The following is a 16,919-nucleotide window of genomic DNA, read 5'->3' on the forward strand; positions in this document are numbered from 1 at the left end:
CGACTATTTTCTTAAGTTTTAAGTTGACGTAACGATTTTAAAAAGTTATACTGAAAATAACCAAATTTTGTAACCAAAAGCAAAATAAGAGGGGTGCTTGGAGGGGAAATATGTTTATAGTACCAATTACGAGGCTGGAAGGAATTTCATCTTTGGAGGAGATGAAAAAACTTGACAAGACCCCGCAGAAACAGGTGAATAAAAGTTTTCAGAATATATTGACGGACGCGGTAAAGGAAGCGGATCAGGCGGTAAAAGACACCAGAGAAATGGACGTGAAGCTTGCTGCCGGACAGATCGATAATTTACATACAGCCTTGATTCAGGCAGAACAATCCGCTGCTGCAATTGAGTTTACGACCCAGCTGACCAGTAAGGCAGTCAGTGCGTACACTCAGATTATGGGAATGCAGATATAAAATAACAGAAAGATAGCAGTGGTGGAACTATGGGTATGAAAGAAAAAGTGAAAACGGCAGTCGATGGCAATGATACGATCGGCCGTCTTTTGGGTAGCAAAAAAAAGAAAGCCGCGGCAGCGGGGATACTGGCAGCTGTTATTATCGCACTGGCAGCGGCAATCCTGTTAAATACAAATAAAGATGGGGAATACGTAGTGCTCTTCCCCGGTATTTCAAGAGAAGAGAATAACGAGATACTTGCAGTGCTGAACGGTCGAGGAGTCGGCGCGAAGAGAAATGCAGAAGGAGAAGTGACGGTTCCGGAGAACCAGGTCGGTGACATTATGCTTGATATGTCAGAACTTGGATATCCGAAAACGGCACTTCCTTTTGACATTTTTTCGGATAATATGGGCTTTACAACGACAGAGTTTGAAAAGCGCCAGTACCTTCTGTTAAACCTTCAGGACAGAATTGAGCGGACACTGAAGGACATGAACGGCATCAAGAACGCCATAGTGACATTAAATGTATCCGACGACAGCAACTACGTGTGGGACGATCAGGGGGCTGACAGTACAGGCGCCGTCTCCCTGACGCTGATGCCCTCCTGTGAGCTGTCACCGGAGAAGGTGGGTGCGATCAAGAACCTGATTGCCAACAGCGTTCCCAGGCTTCTGCCGGAGAACGTGACTGTAGTCAACGCCGAGACCATGCAGGAGATGGTATCCGACGATGTGGGAGGTCTGACCAGCTACGGTCTGGGCCGTCTGGATTTTGAGGCAAAGGTGGAGAAGCGGCTTCAGGATAAGATTATGAACGTTCTGACTCTTGCGTATTCTCCGGGACAGATCCGCGTATCTGCTACCGTAGTCATCGATTACGATAAGATGATCACCGAGGATCTGCAGTATGAGCCACAGGACAACGGTCAGGGTGTGGTGGATCACTATAAGTCTGGCCAGTCGGTAAATGGCCAGGGCGGAGGCGCCGGTGGTGTAGCCGGAGAAGAAAATAATACGGATATTCCGACTTACGGTGCGGCAGGAACCGGTGGGGCCAATGGGGCTGACGGCGATTACTACCGTGATGTGGATTATCTGGTGGGCTATATTAAGAAACAGATCGAGAAAGACAATGTGAAACTGCAGAAGGCCACCGTGGCTATCACAGTGAATGACAATAATCTGACGGAGTCGAAGAAGCAGCAGCTGATCGATGCGGCATCGAAGGCTGCCAATATCGCACAGGAAGACATTGTGGTATCCAGCTTCCAGCAGATTGCGTCAGAGAAAACTTCGGAACCGGAAAAGCCGGTGATCCCGGTGACGGCTCCGGGCGTCGGGGGAATCGATCCGCGTGTGCTGGTGGCGGGAGCCGCGGCCGGTGTTTTCTTATTCCTCGTGCTTCTGTTCCTCATTTTACGCCACAGAAGAAAGAAACAGAGAAAAGAAGACCAGGAGCTTTTCGGACCGTTTGAGGGAGATGCCTTTGATCTGGACAGCGACATTGCAGAACGCGCCGAAGAGCGCACAGTGGAGAATCAGATTGCCGATGTTCCGGTCAAACCCCAGGATCCGGTGAATCAGGTTCGTTCCTTCGCAGAGGACAATCCCGAGATTATCGCATCCATGATAAGTACCTGGCTGAAGGAGGAGAAGAAGTAATATGCCGGCAGAAGAAAGAAGACCAGCAGAAAAAGCTGCGGCCGTCATATCCATGCTCGGTACGGAACGGGCCTCCGAGGTGTTCCGGTATCTGACAGAGAATGAAGTGGAGCAGCTGTCCATGGAGATTACGAGACTCCCTCACCTGGCACCGGATGAGATGGAGGACATAGCCAAGGACTTTTATAATTGCTGTGTGACAGAAAAGGTAATTACAGAGGGCGGAAAAGACTACGCCAAGGAAGTGCTTGAAAAAGCGTTTGGCCAGCAGCAGGCCAGAAATTTGATGGACCGGGTCAGCAAGGCGCTTAAGACCAAGGCATTCAGTTTTATCAGAAAAGTGGATTATAAGACTCTGATGACTGCTATACAGAACGAGCATCCGCAGACGCTGGCGCTTATACTTTCATACGCCACGCCGGAGCAGGCGTCCAAGATCATCGCCAATCTGCCTCAGGAGACACGGGTGGATGTGGTGGAGCGCATTGCAGCTATGGACCGGGCTCTGCCGATGGCAATCAAGATTGCGGAAGAGGTGCTGGAGAAGAAGATCGGCTCCTCATCTTCGGAGGAGACTATGGAGGTGGGCGGACTCAACTACATCGCCGACATTATGAACCATGTGGACCGCAGCACGGAGAGAGATATTTTTGACGAACTGAACTTAAAGAATCCCCAGCTTGCCGAGGATGTGCGCAAGCTGATGTTTGTATTTGAAGATATTGCATACCTGGATCCGCTGTCTATCCAACGCTTCTTAAGAGAGACAGATTCCAAGGATCTGGCGGTTGCGTTAAAGGTGTCCAACAAGGATGTGATGAGTGCAATTTTTGCCAATATGTCCAACCGTATGAGAGAATCCATACAGAGCGACATGGAGTACCTGCATAATATTCGTATGAGCGACGTGGAAGAGGCGCAGCAGAGAATCGTGGCTGTGATCCGCCGTCTGGAGGAAGAGGGCGAGATCGTAATCTCCAAGGATGGAAAGGATGAGATCATTGTATAGGGTAATCAAGTCCGGACAGACGGTGCTGGGGGAAGGAAGAGTTCCGGCCTATCAGATGACCGGCCCCGAGACCGCCCAGGCGGAGGAGATAAGCGGGGAACCGGGGAACGGGGCCAGAGAAGCCGCGGATGGAGCGGTGCCCCGTTATGCACTGATATCCGAAGAAAAGAGAAAGATTCTGGAACATGCCAGAAACCAGGCAGAACAGTCTGCCGCCCGGATTTTAGAGGACGCTTATGCCCAGCGGGATAAGATTGTGAATACGGCCCTGACGGAAGCGGAGCGGCTGAAGCAGCAGGCAGAGGAACACGGCTATGAAGACGGAATAAACCGGGCCGAAGCGGACATATCCGAGGGGCTAAAAAAGATTGGATGGTCTGTGGAACAGGCGGGACGCCAGCTGGAAGAGTACTCGGAGGAGATAAAAGCCAGAATTACAGAGATGGCCCTTGTAATCGCGGAAAAAATTCTGCAGAGAGAAGTAGGTGCCGGTGCAGAGGGACTGGCAGATTTAGTGGAGCAGGCCGTGATGTCGGAGCGGGATAAGAATGAGATCACCGTGCATTTATCGGACGACTCCATCGCTCTGGTGGAGGAACTGGAGAGACGTCTGGAACCATTAAGAGACAGAAACAGCGGATACGTCCGCATCAGACCGGAACAGCAGCAGCCTGGCTATGTGCAGATTGAGACGGAGGAAGGAATCGTGGACGCTTCCGTGTTTGTGCAATTGGAGAATTTAAAGCGGCAGCTGGCGGAATTGTTGAAATAGTGTGACAGGCGGCGCATAAGATGATAGAGAATGTTAGACAGGCGGTTCAGAACGCCAATTTGTATACATATCTGGGGAAAATAGACAAGATCGTAGGAACCACGGTGGAAGCCATGGGGCCTGCGTGCAGGATCGGGGATGTCTGTACCATCGATGTCCCGGGAGACAATCCTCCGGTGAAGGCGGAGGTCGTGGGATTTCGTGAAAACAGGGTACTCCTGATGCCCTACGAGGAGACAGAAGGCATTGGATACGGAAGCGCGGTCCGCAATACGGGGGAGCGCCTTCTCATACCGGTCTCCAATGAGCTGGTCGGCCGTACCGTAGATGCCATGGGAATACCCATCGACGGGCAGGGGCCTTTGAGAGAAGTCGCTTATTATCCCATAACGGGAAAACGTTCCAACCCCATGGAACGGCCCAGAATCGACACCGTGATCCAGATGGGAGTCAAGGCCATCGACGGCCTCTTAACTATTGGCAAGGGGCAGAGGATGGGAATCTTCGCCGGAAGCGGCGTGGGAAAGAGTACATTGATGGGCATGATCGCCAAGAATGTGAAGGCGGATGTCAATGTCATCGCGCTGGTTGGTGAGAGAAGCCGCGAGGTTGTGGAATTCATCAACCGGGATCTGGGAGAAGAAGGCTTAAAGCGCTCGGTCCTGGTAGTGGCCACCTCCAACCAGTCCGCGATGATGCGTTCCAAATGCACCATGACGGCTACTACAATCGCCGAGTATTTCAAAGATCAGGGCATGGATGTGCTTCTGATGATGGATTCCCTCACCCGATTCGCCATGGCACAGCGGGAAGTAGGACTAAGTATCGGAGAACCGCCGGTAGCGAGGGGCTACACGCCTTCCATTTACTCGGAGCTCCCGAAGCTGCTGGAGCGCTCAGGCAATTTTGAGACAGGCTCCATTACCGGAATCTATACGGTTCTGGTGGAAGGCGACGACGCCAATGAACCGGTGTCCGATACGGTGCGCGGCATTATCGACGGGCATATCATGCTGTCGAGAAAGGTGGCGACGCAGAACCGGTATCCGGCCATTGACATCTTATCCAGCGTCAGCCGTCTGATGAGCGACATTGTGATGCCGGAGCACAAAGCGGCGGCCGGAAAGATCCGAAAGCTCCTCTCGGTCTATGAGAGCAACATCGATCTCGTTTCCATCGGAGCGTATAAGAAGGGGACCAATAAGGAACTGGACGACGCGCTGATGAGAATTGATAAAATATATGAGTTTTTGCAGCAGAAGACGGATGAGAGCTTCTCCCTTGATGAGGCCGTCATCCGTATGATCCAACTGACCGAATAGAGAGGTTCTTATGAAAAAGTTTGCATTTTCACTGGAGCGTATGCTGAATTTCCAGAGTCAGAATCTGGAAAAGGAGATGGGAATCTTAGGCAGGCTGACCGCAGAGCGGGATGCACTGGAAGCCCAAAAACGGGATATAGCCGAGAAAGCCGCCGGCGTGCAGGCGGATATAGCCAGGCGGGAAGCGGAGGGAACGACGATATTTGTATTGAAGGCCTGCTTCTCTATACTGGAAAGTGCAAGGAACCAACTGGAGGAGATGGAGGAGGAACTGAAGCTTTTACAGGCAGGGCTGGAACGGCAGCGTCAGATCGTGACAGAGGCATCCAGAGAGGTAAAGAAGCTGGAAAAGCTGAAGGAAAAACAGTTAGAGGAATACCACCGCGGCGAAGCGAAGGAGCAGCAGGAGACCATAGCGGAACATGTTGCGGGTAATTTTGTGCGGCGTGGTGCTTCCCAATAAATATGTCACAGAGAGAAAGGCGGTGAGAAGAGAATGAATATGGGAACAGCCATGAAGGCTGTAGGAACCGGCTGGAAACAGTCTGGAACCACAGATAATGGAAAAGGCAGAGATGCGGGAAAAACCGATTTTGCCGATACCTTCAGCCAGATGTTAAAGGCGGGTAAAAAGACGTCAGAAAGTAGAAAACAGACACAGAATTCGCAGAAGACAGCGGAGGCGCAGAAGATCACAGACGCGCAGAAGATCACAGATGCGCAGGCGGATCAGAAGGCGGCCGACACCGGAAATGATGCGGTGAAGGCGGAAACCTCCGGACAGGATGACACGGCAGTAAAGAAAACGCCGGAAAAGAAGCAGGAGCCGGAAAAAGCCGATGACAGAACCGTACAGGCTGAAGCCGCGGCAGCGGCAGCCGTTCTGGAAGGTATGGCAGAGCAGCCGGCAGTTATGGCGGAAGACCCGGCCGAAGCAATGGTGCATGGCATGGAAGCAGAAGATGGCGGACTGCTGGCGGTAACAGAGACTGGAGGGATACTGGATCAAACAGCATCCACAACAGAGGCCGGAGCGGGACAGCGCACCGGAAATGCGGAGATTCAGCAGGCAGCAGCTGTAAATGCGGACACATCGGAAGCACTTAAGAATCAGCGGACGACTTACCGGGCAGCGGCCCAGAAACCGGGAGAAACAGGAAACAGCCGAAAGGCAGAAGCTATGGAGCCTGCAGCAGCGGAAACCCAGGTTACTGCCGATGATATGGCAGTGCAGGCGAAGAACGGCACAGGCAGAGATGAGGGAACATTTTCCGATCTGCTGAAGAACCAGTCGGACCAGATGAAGACCATGGGAGCCGGAAAACGAGTTCAGACAGAAGAAGAGACCTGTGGTGATGAGGCACTGGACAACCAGATGCTGGAGGAGCTGAAGAAGAATTCAGACGCAAAAGGCGTGACGTATCTGGATAAGATAAACGCGCCGAGGCAGGGCGGATTCCGAGGTGTGCCGACGGTGGACAATACTGCTTCCGATATCCACACACCTGTGGCGGAACAGCTGAAAGCAGGCGTGGAGCAGGGCATGAAACGGGAACTGTCGGAATTTACCATCAAGCTGAAGCCCGAGGGTTTGGGAGAGATCATCGTACATATGGCCAGTGCAAACGGCAGAACGTCAGTCAGCATCGGAGTATCCAACCCGGAGACTGAGAAGCTGGTGAACAGCCAGATGATGAGCTTAAAAGAGATGCTGCAGCCGCTTCACGCGGAGGTGGAAGAGGTATATCACAACAGCCAGGGCGGAATGGATTTTGCAGGATTTGGCCAGGAGCTTTACCAGAATCAGGGGCAGCAGGCCCGGAGACATTACCACCACGGTATGAATCAGGGACTGACGGCCGATGACGGCGTGTTTGCACAGGAGACAGAGCGGATGGCGGCGGAAAGCCTGGTACGCAGACTGTATGCATACGTGTAAAAAATCCATGAGGATAGGGACGATAAGGACAGAAATAATAAGGACAGGAACGATAAGAAAAGGAACGATAAGAAAAGGAGAGACATGTCAGTACAGATACCAGACTATACGAATCCGTACTTAAGGACTGCATCTTCCGGCAGCAGCGGACCAGGAGCACTGGGAGACAACACACCGGCAAAGGCATCGAACGACAGCGATAAAGACACGGAAGGCACCGATGGCACTTCTGGGAGCAATGATGTCATAGACGCAGTGTTTGGAGACGCATCCGATAAGGCCGTCAGTATGGACGATTTCCTGACGCTGATGGTAGCCCAGCTAAAAAACCAGGATTTTATGAATCCGGTGGACGATACCCAGTATGTAACGCAGCTGGCCCAGATATCGACCATGCAGCAGATGGAGGAGATGGCGTATAACGCCAAGAGTACCTATGTGACCTCGCTTGTCGGCAAGACGGTTACGGCTGCAAAATTCACGGTGGCCGGGGACTTAAAGAAGACGGAGGGCATCGTAAACAAGGTTTCTCTTCTGGACGGGAAATTCGTGATCTATGTGGAGGGAGAATCCTACAGCATGGATGAGATTATGGAGATCAGGTCAGAGGAAGCAAAGAAGGATGACGGCAAGGACCCGGATGCAGGCAGCGACGGGGACAAGGACGGAAGCGATCCGGGAGACAAGGATCCAAAGGTATGAGAGACTGTGAAGTAAGGAGGTAAGAAAATGGATTCCATGATATACAACAAAATGCTTCATACCCCCATATGTACAGGAAAACCGTGGGAAGCCGCGAGAAACAAGCCGGCGGAGGGCACGGAGGAAAGCAGTGCATTCAAGGAACTGCTGGAACAGAAATTAAAGGAAGAAAGCCAGGTTACGTTCTCCAGGCACGCGGTAGAGCGGGTGATGGAGCGGAGCGTGGATGTGTCTTCTGATAAGCTGGAACGATTGAATGAGGGCGTGAAACTGGCTGGAGAAAAGGGGCTTAAGGCTCCGTTAATCCTGATGGATTCCACGGCATTTGTTGTAAATGTAAAGAATAACAGAGTAGTGACAGTTGTGAACGAGGAGAGCTTAAAAGGCACTGTCTTCACAAACATTGACGGAACCGTTATGGTATAGCCGGTCCTTTTGGAGGCTATTCTTACCCCGATTGACGGACGGGTAAGGCGGTTAGAAAAGGAGATATAAACTATGTTAAGATCATTATATTCCGCAGTGTCCGGTATGAAAGCACACCAGACGAAGCTGGATGTTATCGGCAATAATATTGCCAACGTAAACACGTACGGATTTAAATCCAGCCGTGCGCGTTTCCAGGATGTATTTTATCAGACATTACAGAGCGCCGCAGGCGGCGACAACAATAAAGGCGGAACCAATGCCAGCCAGGTTGGCTACGGTTCCCAGTTAGGCGGTATCGATCTGGATATGAGCCGTTCGGCGCTGCAGTCCACCGGCAGACCTATGGACGTGGCGATCACAGGCGAGGGCTTCTTCCAGGTTATGGATGCGGACGGAAATATCTTTTATACGAGAGCGGGAAACTTAATGCTGGATTCCAACAGCGGCAACCTGGTGGACTCCAACGGTTACACGGTTCTCGGCGTGTCCGGTGATCCGCTCGGAAAGGCGCCATCCTCCGACAAGATCCATTTAAACATTCCGACCAAGTCCAGCGGACTGGCATCCAAGACGCTGAATATCAACGGAACCCAGTTTACGATCACTTCGGAGAAGGCGACGACGGACGCCAACGTATCCATTACCTTCAAGGCGGAGGATAATCTGCCTTCCGGTTCCGATATCGTCGTAAATTCTTCCGATATCAACGATTCCAGCATTACCGTACATGTGAATAAAAATGCCATATTTACAAGTCTTTCAGACTTTAACAGCAAGATGAACAGCGCCATCACCCGTGGATGCGGCGGAAAGGCCCATCCGGGCGGAAACTTTACCATCACCGCGACACCGGCAGAGAATGTGTTCCAGAAGCCGCTGACCGGCGCGGAGCTGTTGGGCGACCATTTTGGAATCAATGAAGGAACCTTCGAATTTGCCACCTCCACGGATGCGGCGGATGGTATCTTCGGCGGACTGAAGTTTTCCGGCATGAGCACGAGCCCGGCCTTTGACGCGGCGGGACCGGTGGACTTTAAATCAGAATTGAAGCCTGGCACCGGCGGTAAGATGGCCTGGGTGGTGACGGCGACGGTAGGCGGACGGGAGTTTGTCGGCGAAATAAATGAGAACACCACAACCGCAGGCAAGATGTGGCTGAAGGAATCCGGTACAGGACAGTACATTGAGATGAGCCATCCGGGTTATACCGCAATTACATCTTCTTTTAACGGCGGTTCAGGAAACACGGCTCAGTCCTTTCACAATGTGACGATGCCTGCGGCAGCGGGAACCGGATTTTTCAATAAGAGCGTGAGTCTCAAGGACTATGGTACTTCGGGAATCAACCCTGGCGATAACATCGAATACAGCGCGGTAAAGATTCCTGCCAGCGCAGGCAACAAGGCAAAATGGCATGTGACCGCAGTAAGCGGAGGCAAGACGTACTCCGGTGATATCAGCGAAGGTGACGCTGCCGGAGATCTGGTGCTTACGGAAGAGGGCGGCGCCACCCTGACAATCGACCACAAGGGCTATTCAGGTATTAATACCGCATTTTTAAATGCGGATGAGGCGGATAAAACATACGCTTCTTTCATACCCAAGGACAACGCGGGTACCATTACGGCGGCGACACAGTCCAACGATGTAGGTCTCGGAAGCGGTACCTTTACGCTGGAAAACGGTACGGAAGGCGGCGCGATCTCCCTCTCCGGCGCATCGATCGCCATTCTTGGAAACGGCATCATCGAAGCGACCCATCCGGACAAGGGAAAAATTCAGATCGGACGTATCGATCTCGTTACCTTTGAAAATCCGTACGGCCTGGAAGAGAACGGCAACTCCTATTTCCGTGCAACCTCCAACTCCGGCGAGGCCAAGGCATGCCAGGCTGGTGAGGACGGAACGGGAGCGTTAAAGACGTCTTCACTGGAGATGTCCAACGTGGATATATCCACGGAGTTTTCCGACATGATCGTAACACAGAGAGGTTTCCAGGCCAACTCCCGTATTATTACGGTGTCGGACTCGATTCTGGAGGAACTTGTAAATCTGAAACGATAACAGGAGGTGGTATCGGTGATTCCCTTAAGTAAGTTAAATGGCGAGGAGTTCATCCTCAACTGTGATTTAATCGAGATGATTATGGAAAATCCCGATACCACGATTCTTCTGACCAACGGCAAACACTTGATTGTGCGGGAATCAAAGGAAGAGGTAGTCGAACGGGTAGCGGCATTCCGGAGAAAGACGTTCAGCGATCTGATTGAACAGATAAAAGGATAGCCGCGGCGGAAATACAACAAGAAAAGTTTAGAAAAGGATGTAGCAGATATGGATATCATGTCAATTCTGGGTTTTATTTTGGCGGTAGCGCTGGTACTGTTCGGTATGACCTTTGATCAGGAGGCCATGAAACTGGTCTTACACAATTTAAGGGCGTTTATCGATATTCCAAGTATGGCCATTACCTTAGGAGGCACCATCGGAGTTATGATGCTGTCCTTCCCCTCCGGGGCATTTAAAAAGATAGGGAAACATTTAAAGATCATTATAAAACCGTATAAGTTCGATCCGGAGCAGTCCATTGAACAGATCGTGGAGCTGGCGACAGAGGCCCGAATGAAGGGACTCCTCTCCCTGGAGGACAAATTAAATGAGATTGACGAGCCATTTATGCACAACAGCCTCTTACTGGTGGTGGACTCCGTAGATTCGGAAAAGGTCCGCCAGGTTATGGAGACGGAGCTGGATCAGTTAGATGAGCGTCATGCGCTGGACCGGGGATTCTATGAGAAAGCGGCCAGCTTTGCGCCGGCGTTTGGTATGATCGGTACGCTGGTCGGCTTAATCCTGATGCTGGGCAACATGCAGGACGTCAACGCCCTGGCAAAGGGCATGGCGACGGCCCTGATCACCACCCTGTACGGCTCTCTTCTGGCCAACATTGTGTGTCTGCCGGTGGCGAGCAAGCTGAAGGCGAGACATGATGAAGAGTTTTTATGTAAACAACTGGTTCTGGAAGGCGTTCTGGCAATCCAGGAAGGGGAAAATCCGAAATTCATAGAAGAAAAACTTTATAAACTGCTTCCGGCCAGCCGCAAGAAGACGGACGAAGAAAAGGATCCTGTGAAGGAAGAGGGAAAGCAGAAGAAAAAGAGCAGACGGAAGAACAGAAAGAATGAGGAATAAAAGGAGCTTATGGCGATGGCGAAGGAAGTAGAAAACCAGGGGATCATAAATATGACGGACCGGCAGGTGTTTGATGAACTGATTAATCTGCACGCGAAGGCGGCGGGGGAGTCCCTGTCATCGATTCTGAAGGCGGATATAGAGATCAGCGGCCCGGAGATTTCGGAGATAACGGTGAAGGAAGTGGAATACGGGATTTTGGAACCGGCCATCTTCGTGAAGAGCTGTCTGACCTCCGGAGCTGCCGGCAATATGGTCATTATCCTGCGCCAGCGGGATATGCAGGCGTTCCTAAATGAGCTGATGGGAATCGATGATCTGCCCGACCCGGATTTCGAGTTCGACGAGGTCGCCATGAGCGCGGCCACGGAGCTGATGAACCAGATGGTTCACGCGTCCGTGGAGGTCATGGCTGAATACCTGGGCAATACCATAGAGTCATCGGACTGCCAGCTGATTTTATCGGACGGCAGGCAGAACCTGTCCCCGGCCATCGGAGAAGCTCCCGATTCAAAGACGATCGTGATTCATTACCGTGTGAAGATCAAGGACATGGTGGAATCTGAGTTTATGGAATGCATATCCACCACGGCGGCAGACTGTATGTATCAGGAGATAGAGGCCAGGAGGGAAGCGGATAAGATGGCTGAGGCTGAGGCGAAAGCCTTGGAGGAAAGTCTTCTCGTGAAGCCGATACAGCCAGGCGCTGTTCCGGCGTCGGCCGGGAGAGAGCACTTACAGTCCGCAGCTGAGAGCCGCACGGTGAATTCTGCGGCGGTGAACGGCGGGCGGACAGTATTCCAGGCTTCTCCGCCGATAAACGGCAATCTGGGCCTCATCATGGATGTCCCCTTAAACGTCTCCGTTGAGATCGGAAAGACCAGACGAAGGCTGAAGGACGTGCTGAACTTTAACAACGGCACGGTGGTGGAGCTTGACAAGCAGGCGGATGCACCGGTGGATATCATCGTAAATGGACAGCTGATCGCCCGCGGGGAGGTCGTCGTGATCGACGATAATTTCGGGGTCCGTATCAGTGAAATCGTAAATACAAGAAGTATTATTGGAAATGGTGAATAAATTTGAAACGGTTTAATATCCTTGTGACAGCGGGAATCATCGGAATCATTTTCCTGATTCTGATCCCCCTGCCGACGCCCATACTGGATTTTTTATTTATACTGAATATCACGTTGTCACTGCTGATCCTTGTTATGACGATGTATATCCGGGAAACGCTGGAGTTCTCTGTGTTCCCGTCCCTTTTGCTGATCACAACGCTGTTCCGGCTGGGGCTCAACATCTCTTCGACGAGAAAGATCCTGTTTGATAACGGCTACGCGGGGCAGGTGGTTAAAACCTTCGGGCAGTTCGTAATCCGGGGGAATGCGGTCATCGGTTTTATCATATTCCTGATCATCGTGCTGGTACAGTTTATCGTTATCACCAAGGGTTCGGAACGTGTGGCCGAGGTTGCGGCCAGATTCACGCTGGACGCCATGCCGGGTAAGCAGATGGCTATCGACGCCGATCTAAACAGCGGTCTGATTGATGAACAGCAGGCCAGGGAGCGGCGCTCGAAAATCCAGAGGGAAGCTGATTTCTTCGGTTCCATGGATGGTGCTACCAAATTCGTAAAAGGTGATGCGATCATATCCATCATCATCACACTGATCAACTTCGTGGGCGGCATTGTCGTCGGTATGATGAACGGCCAGGGGAGTATCTCCGAGATCATGCAGATCTACACCACGTCAACAATCGGAGACGGTCTGGTATCCCAGATCCCGGCGCTTCTGATCTCTGTGGCAACCGGTATGGTGGTGACGCGATCCGCATCGGAGAACAGCTTAAGCGAGGACTTGACGAGCCAGTTTCTGGCGCAGCCCAAGGTGCTTATGACGGCCGGCGGCGCGGCAGCCTGCCTGTGTCTGATTCCTGGATTCCCGGTGCCCCAGATTCTCATGATATCAGCAATGATGATCGGAGGCGGATACGTACTTTTGAAACGGCAGAAGACCATCGTGGCAGAAGCGGCGGAAGGATATGTGGAAGCGGAGGTTACCAGTGAAGCTTCCTTCTATAAGAATATTGAAAATGTATACGGTCTTTTGACTGTGGAACAGATTGAGATGGAATTCGGTTACAGCCTGATACCGCTGGCGGATGAGAGCAACGGCGGCAACTTCATTGACCGTGTCGTCATGTTCCGTAAGCAGATGGCTCTGGATATGGGCTTCGTAATCCCGTCGGTCCGGATTAAGGACAGCGGGCAGCTCAATCCCAACCAGTACAGCATTCTGCTGAAGGGCGAGGAGGTGGCCAGAGGGGATATCCTGATGGATCACTATCTGGCGCTGCCGCCGGGAGGGGATGCGGATGACATTCCGGGCATCGACACTATTGACCCCGCATTTCACATTCCGGCCAAATGGATCAGCGAAGATAAGAAGATTCAGGCGGAACTGGCAGGCTATACGCTGATTGATCCCACTTCGGTGGTTATCACCCATTTATCCGAGGTGGTGAAGGAGCATTTACATGAGCTTTTAAACCGCCAGGAAGTCAACAATCTGTTGGAAACACTGAAAAAAACAAACGCCAGCATTATCGAGGACACGATTCCCGCTGTGATTACGGTGGGAGAGCTTCAGAAGGTGCTTTCCAATCTGCTGCGCGAAGGAATACCGATCCGCGACATGGAGACGATCGTGGAGACACTGGGAGACTATGGAACCCAGATAAAGGATACGGATATGCTGACGGAATATGTGCGTCAGGCTCTGAAGAGGACCATTTCCCATCGTTTCTCCGAAGCTGGGCAGATGAAGGTCTTAAGCCTGGACGACAAGATCGAGAACATGATCATGTCATCCGTAAAGAAGGTGGACACGGGATCCTATCTGGCGCTGGAGCCATCAGCTATTCAGAATATCGTGGCGTCGGCCACCGGAGAGATCAATAAGATCAAGGATCTGGTCAATGTGCCGATCGTGCTTACGTCTCCGGTTGTGCGGATTTATTTTAAGAAACTGATTGACCAGTTTTACCCCAATGTGACGGTGGTGTCGTTCAGTGAGATTGATAATAACATACAGATACAGGCTTTGGGGAATATCGCCCTGGGCCAGAGGTAACGGTTTATGCAGATGGAACAGATGAGCAGAGAAGAAGGGAAGGCGGTGCTTTCGGTATACTTAAAGAACGGAAGCCAGGAGCTGCGGAATAAGCTTATCGTCCACTTCCTCCCCATCGTCCGTTCCGCGGCGGCACAGCTTCGCGGCATGGCGGGCAGCTTTACGGAAGAGGAGGATTTGATCGATCAGGGAGTGCTGGCGCTGATGGAGTGTCTCGACCGGTATGACGCGTCAAAAGGAGCCCAGTTTGAAACGTACGCATTTATCCGCGTGCGGGGGGCCATGATCGACTATATCAGGAGCCAGGACTGGGTGCCTCACAGGGCCCGCAGTTTCCAGAAAAAGGTGGATGAGGCATATTCTATGCTGTCCCATGAGAAAATGCGGGAACCAGACGCGGATGAAGTCGCGGGTTTTCTGGATATTCCGGTGGAAAAGGTGGAGAACCACTTAAAGTACATGAACCACGCAGCAATTCTTTCTTTTGAAGCGGTGCTGCAGGACATGACAGGCGTGATTGCAAAAGGGGAACTGGAAGCGACAGACGTCGATACGAAGCCAGAGGAAAGCCTGTTTTATAAAGAGCTTCAGAGAACGCTGGCGGAGGCGGTAGAGGCGCTGGGCGATAAAGAACGGCTCGTCGTGTCGCTGTACTACTATGAGGAACTGAAATATTCGGAGATTGCTGAGGTCATGGGCATCGGCCAGTCCCGGGTGTGCCAGATTCACACGAAGGCAATAAAAAAACTAAAGAACAGTCTGGAAGAATATGTGAGAGGATAGGAAACCATATGTTTTCAGGATTTTATACAGCCGCCTCGGGCGTGCTGATGAACCAGAGGGCGCTTAACATTTCGGCCAACAATATTGCAAATATGAAGACCAGTGGATACCAGAGCAAACGTCTGGTAAAGACCACCTTTGACGAGCAGCTGGTGCGTCAGATGAACGGACAGACCACAGGCATCGGCGGCGGTTCCACCATATCCGTGGCAGAACGCGAGATGACGACCCACAGACAGGGCGCGCTGGTGGATACCGGTAAGAATTTTGACATGGCGATCAGCGGCGACGGTCTCTTCGTTATTCAGGGCGAAGACCGGCAGTATCTGACACGCAACGGCCATTTTACCAAGGATGAGGACGGTTATCTCGTTCTCAAAGGAATCGGCCGTGTCATGGGAGACGGTGGTCCGATTCAGGTGGAAGAGGGCGGTTTCCGCGTGGGTGAAAATGGAATCATCTACGATAACGAGGACGGTGAGCTGGAGCAGATCCAGATCATGGTCCCGGATAATTACGATAACCTGGCATTTTACGACAACGGTACGTACGGCGCCGAAAACGGTGTGGTTCTGACACAGGTGTATCCGGAGGTGTATCAGGGGAAGCTGGAAGAATCGGGCGTGAATTTAAATTCCGAGATGACGCGGGCCATGGAGGTTCAGCGTGCGTTCCAGTCGTGCAGCAGGGCTCTGACAATCGTGGATCAGATGAACCAGAAATCAGCTTCGGAGATCGGGAAGCTGTAGGAGGAAATAACGGATGAATATATCATACTATACAGCGATTTCGGCCATGAACGCGTTTCAGTCGGAGCTTGATGTGACTGCCAATAACATGGCAAATGTCAGCACCCCGGGCTACAAGGTGCTGCGAAGCTCCTTTGACGACCTGCTCTATACGCAGATGGATACGAGAAACGCAGACCAGAAGGTGGGCCACGGCGTGAAAACCAACGGTGCGGAGACCGTGTTTGAGCAGGGAATCTTCGAAAAAACGGAGCGGGATCTGGATTTTGCCATTCTCGGAAAAGCGTATTTTGCGGTGGAATCCGAGGATGAAGACGCGGAGGAGCCATATTATACAAGAGACGGGTCGTTTCAGATATCGGCCACAGATGAAGGAAACTATCTAACGACACGGGACGGCCATTACGTGCTCAGTCGTGATGGAGACCGCATCGAGCTGGAATACAAGACGGTGGAGGGCAGCAACGGAAAGAAGCAGTCTACCAATGAGCTGAATTTAAGCGGGCTCAGCGAGGTGATCGGCTTATATACGTGTGAGAATCCGGATGGACTGATTCCAGTGGGAAAGAACTTATACGGGACAGGCGCCGTTTCCGGAGAATGGGTCCCGATAGATGACATGGACGAGAATGAGGCGGGAAGCCGTCTGTTAAGCGGTACACTGGAGCTTTCCAGTACATATGTCCCCACGGAAATGATTAATCTGCTCCAGGCCCAGAGGGCATTCCAGTTAAACAGCCGGATTGTCAGCGCGGCGGATCAGATGGAGGAAATGATCAACAATCTCCGCTAATCGAAACTTGAAGTATCTACATAA

At 51.8% G+C, this 16,919-nt stretch carries 17 protein-coding genes; all 17 read left to right on the top strand.

Annotated elements, in window-relative coordinates:
• Positions 1 to 110: 110 nt before the first annotated feature.
• The gene (gene fliE, locus H8S75_RS24490) at positions 111 to 419 is read left to right on the top strand and encodes a flagellar hook-basal body complex protein FliE (protein WP_187023772.1); all 309 of its coding nucleotides are present in this window, start codon (positions 111 to 113) and stop codon (positions 417 to 419) included.
• Between the two features lie 29 nt (positions 420 to 448).
• The gene (gene fliF, locus H8S75_RS24495) at positions 449 to 2,068 is read left to right on the top strand and encodes a flagellar basal-body MS-ring/collar protein FliF (protein WP_187023773.1); all 1,620 of its coding nucleotides are present in this window, start codon (positions 449 to 451) and stop codon (positions 2,066 to 2,068) included.
• 1 nt (position 2,069) lies between these two features.
• On the top strand, positions 2,070 to 3,077 hold the full coding sequence (fliG, locus tag H8S75_RS24500) for a flagellar motor switch protein FliG (RefSeq protein WP_187023774.1): 1,008 nt from the start codon (positions 2,070 to 2,072) through the stop codon (positions 3,075 to 3,077).
• Positions 3,061 to 3,849 (top strand): FliH/SctL family protein, encoded by a 789-nt coding sequence (locus tag H8S75_RS24505; RefSeq protein WP_187023775.1) that lies wholly within the window; start codon positions 3,061 to 3,063, stop codon positions 3,847 to 3,849. The genes fliG and H8S75_RS24505 overlap by 17 nt, the downstream gene beginning before the upstream one ends.
• Before the next feature lie 20 nt (positions 3,850 to 3,869).
• Positions 3,870 to 5,171, top strand: coding sequence for a FliI/YscN family ATPase (locus H8S75_RS24510; RefSeq protein ID WP_187023776.1), 1,302 nt, complete (start codon positions 3,870 to 3,872; stop codon positions 5,169 to 5,171).
• A gap of 10 nt (positions 5,172 to 5,181) precedes the next feature.
• A complete protein-coding gene (locus H8S75_RS24515) occupies positions 5,182 to 5,634 on the top strand; it encodes a flagellar FliJ family protein (RefSeq protein WP_187023777.1) in 453 nt (150 codons plus the stop codon).
• 33 nt (positions 5,635 to 5,667) lie between these two features.
• A complete protein-coding gene (locus H8S75_RS24520; protein ID WP_187023778.1) occupies positions 5,668 to 7,110 on the top strand; it encodes a flagellar hook-length control protein FliK in 1,443 nt (480 codons plus the stop codon).
• Between the two features lie 84 nt (positions 7,111 to 7,194).
• On the top strand, positions 7,195 to 7,812 hold the full coding sequence (locus tag H8S75_RS24525; RefSeq protein ID WP_187023779.1) for a flagellar hook assembly protein FlgD: 618 nt from the start codon (positions 7,195 to 7,197) through the stop codon (positions 7,810 to 7,812).
• A gap of 27 nt (positions 7,813 to 7,839) precedes the next feature.
• The gene (locus tag H8S75_RS24530; RefSeq protein WP_110326013.1) at positions 7,840 to 8,238 is read left to right on the top strand and encodes a TIGR02530 family flagellar biosynthesis protein; all 399 of its coding nucleotides are present in this window, start codon (positions 7,840 to 7,842) and stop codon (positions 8,236 to 8,238) included.
• Positions 8,239 to 8,310: 72 nt separating this feature from the next.
• The gene (locus H8S75_RS24535) at positions 8,311 to 10,305 is read left to right on the top strand and encodes a flagellar hook-basal body complex protein (protein ID WP_187023780.1); all 1,995 of its coding nucleotides are present in this window, start codon (positions 8,311 to 8,313) and stop codon (positions 10,303 to 10,305) included.
• 15 nt (positions 10,306 to 10,320) lie between these two features.
• The gene (locus H8S75_RS24540) at positions 10,321 to 10,527 is read left to right on the top strand and encodes a flagellar FlbD family protein (protein WP_002605108.1); all 207 of its coding nucleotides are present in this window, start codon (positions 10,321 to 10,323) and stop codon (positions 10,525 to 10,527) included.
• Between the two features lie 48 nt (positions 10,528 to 10,575).
• Positions 10,576 to 11,433, top strand: coding sequence for a motility protein A (locus H8S75_RS24545; protein WP_187023781.1), 858 nt, complete (start codon positions 10,576 to 10,578; stop codon positions 11,431 to 11,433).
• A 15-nt stretch (positions 11,434 to 11,448) separates the two neighbouring features.
• Positions 11,449 to 12,513, top strand: a complete 1,065-nt coding sequence (gene fliN, locus H8S75_RS24550) for a flagellar motor switch protein FliN (protein WP_187023782.1) — start codon at positions 11,449 to 11,451, stop codon at positions 12,511 to 12,513.
• A 2-nt stretch (positions 12,514 to 12,515) separates the two neighbouring features.
• Positions 12,516 to 14,570: a flagellar biosynthesis protein FlhA gene (gene flhA, locus H8S75_RS24555; protein ID WP_055659100.1), complete on the top strand. Its 2,055-nt coding sequence runs from the start codon at positions 12,516 to 12,518 to the stop codon at positions 14,568 to 14,570.
• Between the two features lie 6 nt (positions 14,571 to 14,576).
• Positions 14,577 to 15,353, top strand: a complete 777-nt coding sequence (locus H8S75_RS24560; protein ID WP_187023783.1) for a sigma-70 family RNA polymerase sigma factor — start codon at positions 14,577 to 14,579, stop codon at positions 15,351 to 15,353.
• An 8-nt stretch (positions 15,354 to 15,361) separates the two neighbouring features.
• The gene (locus tag H8S75_RS24565; RefSeq protein WP_187023784.1) at positions 15,362 to 16,102 is read left to right on the top strand and encodes a flagellar hook-basal body protein; all 741 of its coding nucleotides are present in this window, start codon (positions 15,362 to 15,364) and stop codon (positions 16,100 to 16,102) included.
• A 13-nt stretch (positions 16,103 to 16,115) separates the two neighbouring features.
• Positions 16,116 to 16,895 (top strand): flagellar hook-basal body protein, encoded by a 780-nt coding sequence (locus H8S75_RS24570; protein ID WP_187023785.1) that lies wholly within the window; start codon positions 16,116 to 16,118, stop codon positions 16,893 to 16,895.
• Positions 16,896 to 16,919: the final 24 nt, after the last annotated feature.

This window comes from Hungatella hominis, from assembly GCF_014288005.1.
In the GTDB taxonomy this organism is placed as follows: domain Bacteria; phylum Bacillota; class Clostridia; order Lachnospirales; family Lachnospiraceae; genus Hungatella; species Hungatella effluvii.

Coding starts and splice junctions, on each gene's coding strand:
- H8S75_RS24565 (WP_187023784.1), top strand. CDS start 15,362: ATGTTTTCAGGATTTTATACAGCCGCCTCGGGCGTGCTGATGAACCAG.
- fliN (WP_187023782.1), top strand. CDS start 11,449: ATGGCGAAGGAAGTAGAAAACCAGGGGATCATAAATATGACGGACCGG.
- H8S75_RS24525 (WP_187023779.1), top strand. CDS start 7,195: ATGTCAGTACAGATACCAGACTATACGAATCCGTACTTAAGGACTGCA.
- H8S75_RS24530 (WP_110326013.1), top strand. CDS start 7,840: ATGGATTCCATGATATACAACAAAATGCTTCATACCCCCATATGTACA.
- fliE (WP_187023772.1), top strand. CDS start 111: ATGTTTATAGTACCAATTACGAGGCTGGAAGGAATTTCATCTTTGGAG.
- H8S75_RS24520 (WP_187023778.1), top strand. CDS start 5,668: ATGAATATGGGAACAGCCATGAAGGCTGTAGGAACCGGCTGGAAACAG.
- H8S75_RS24505 (WP_187023775.1), top strand. CDS start 3,061: ATGAGATCATTGTATAGGGTAATCAAGTCCGGACAGACGGTGCTGGGG.
- H8S75_RS24570 (WP_187023785.1), top strand. CDS start 16,116: ATGAATATATCATACTATACAGCGATTTCGGCCATGAACGCGTTTCAG.
- H8S75_RS24545 (WP_187023781.1), top strand. CDS start 10,576: ATGGATATCATGTCAATTCTGGGTTTTATTTTGGCGGTAGCGCTGGTA.
- fliF (WP_187023773.1), top strand. CDS start 449: ATGGGTATGAAAGAAAAAGTGAAAACGGCAGTCGATGGCAATGATACG.
- H8S75_RS24515 (WP_187023777.1), top strand. CDS start 5,182: ATGAAAAAGTTTGCATTTTCACTGGAGCGTATGCTGAATTTCCAGAGT.
- H8S75_RS24510 (WP_187023776.1), top strand. CDS start 3,870: ATGATAGAGAATGTTAGACAGGCGGTTCAGAACGCCAATTTGTATACA.
- H8S75_RS24560 (WP_187023783.1), top strand. CDS start 14,577: ATGCAGATGGAACAGATGAGCAGAGAAGAAGGGAAGGCGGTGCTTTCG.
- H8S75_RS24535 (WP_187023780.1), top strand. CDS start 8,311: ATGTTAAGATCATTATATTCCGCAGTGTCCGGTATGAAAGCACACCAG.
- fliG (WP_187023774.1), top strand. CDS start 2,070: ATGCCGGCAGAAGAAAGAAGACCAGCAGAAAAAGCTGCGGCCGTCATA.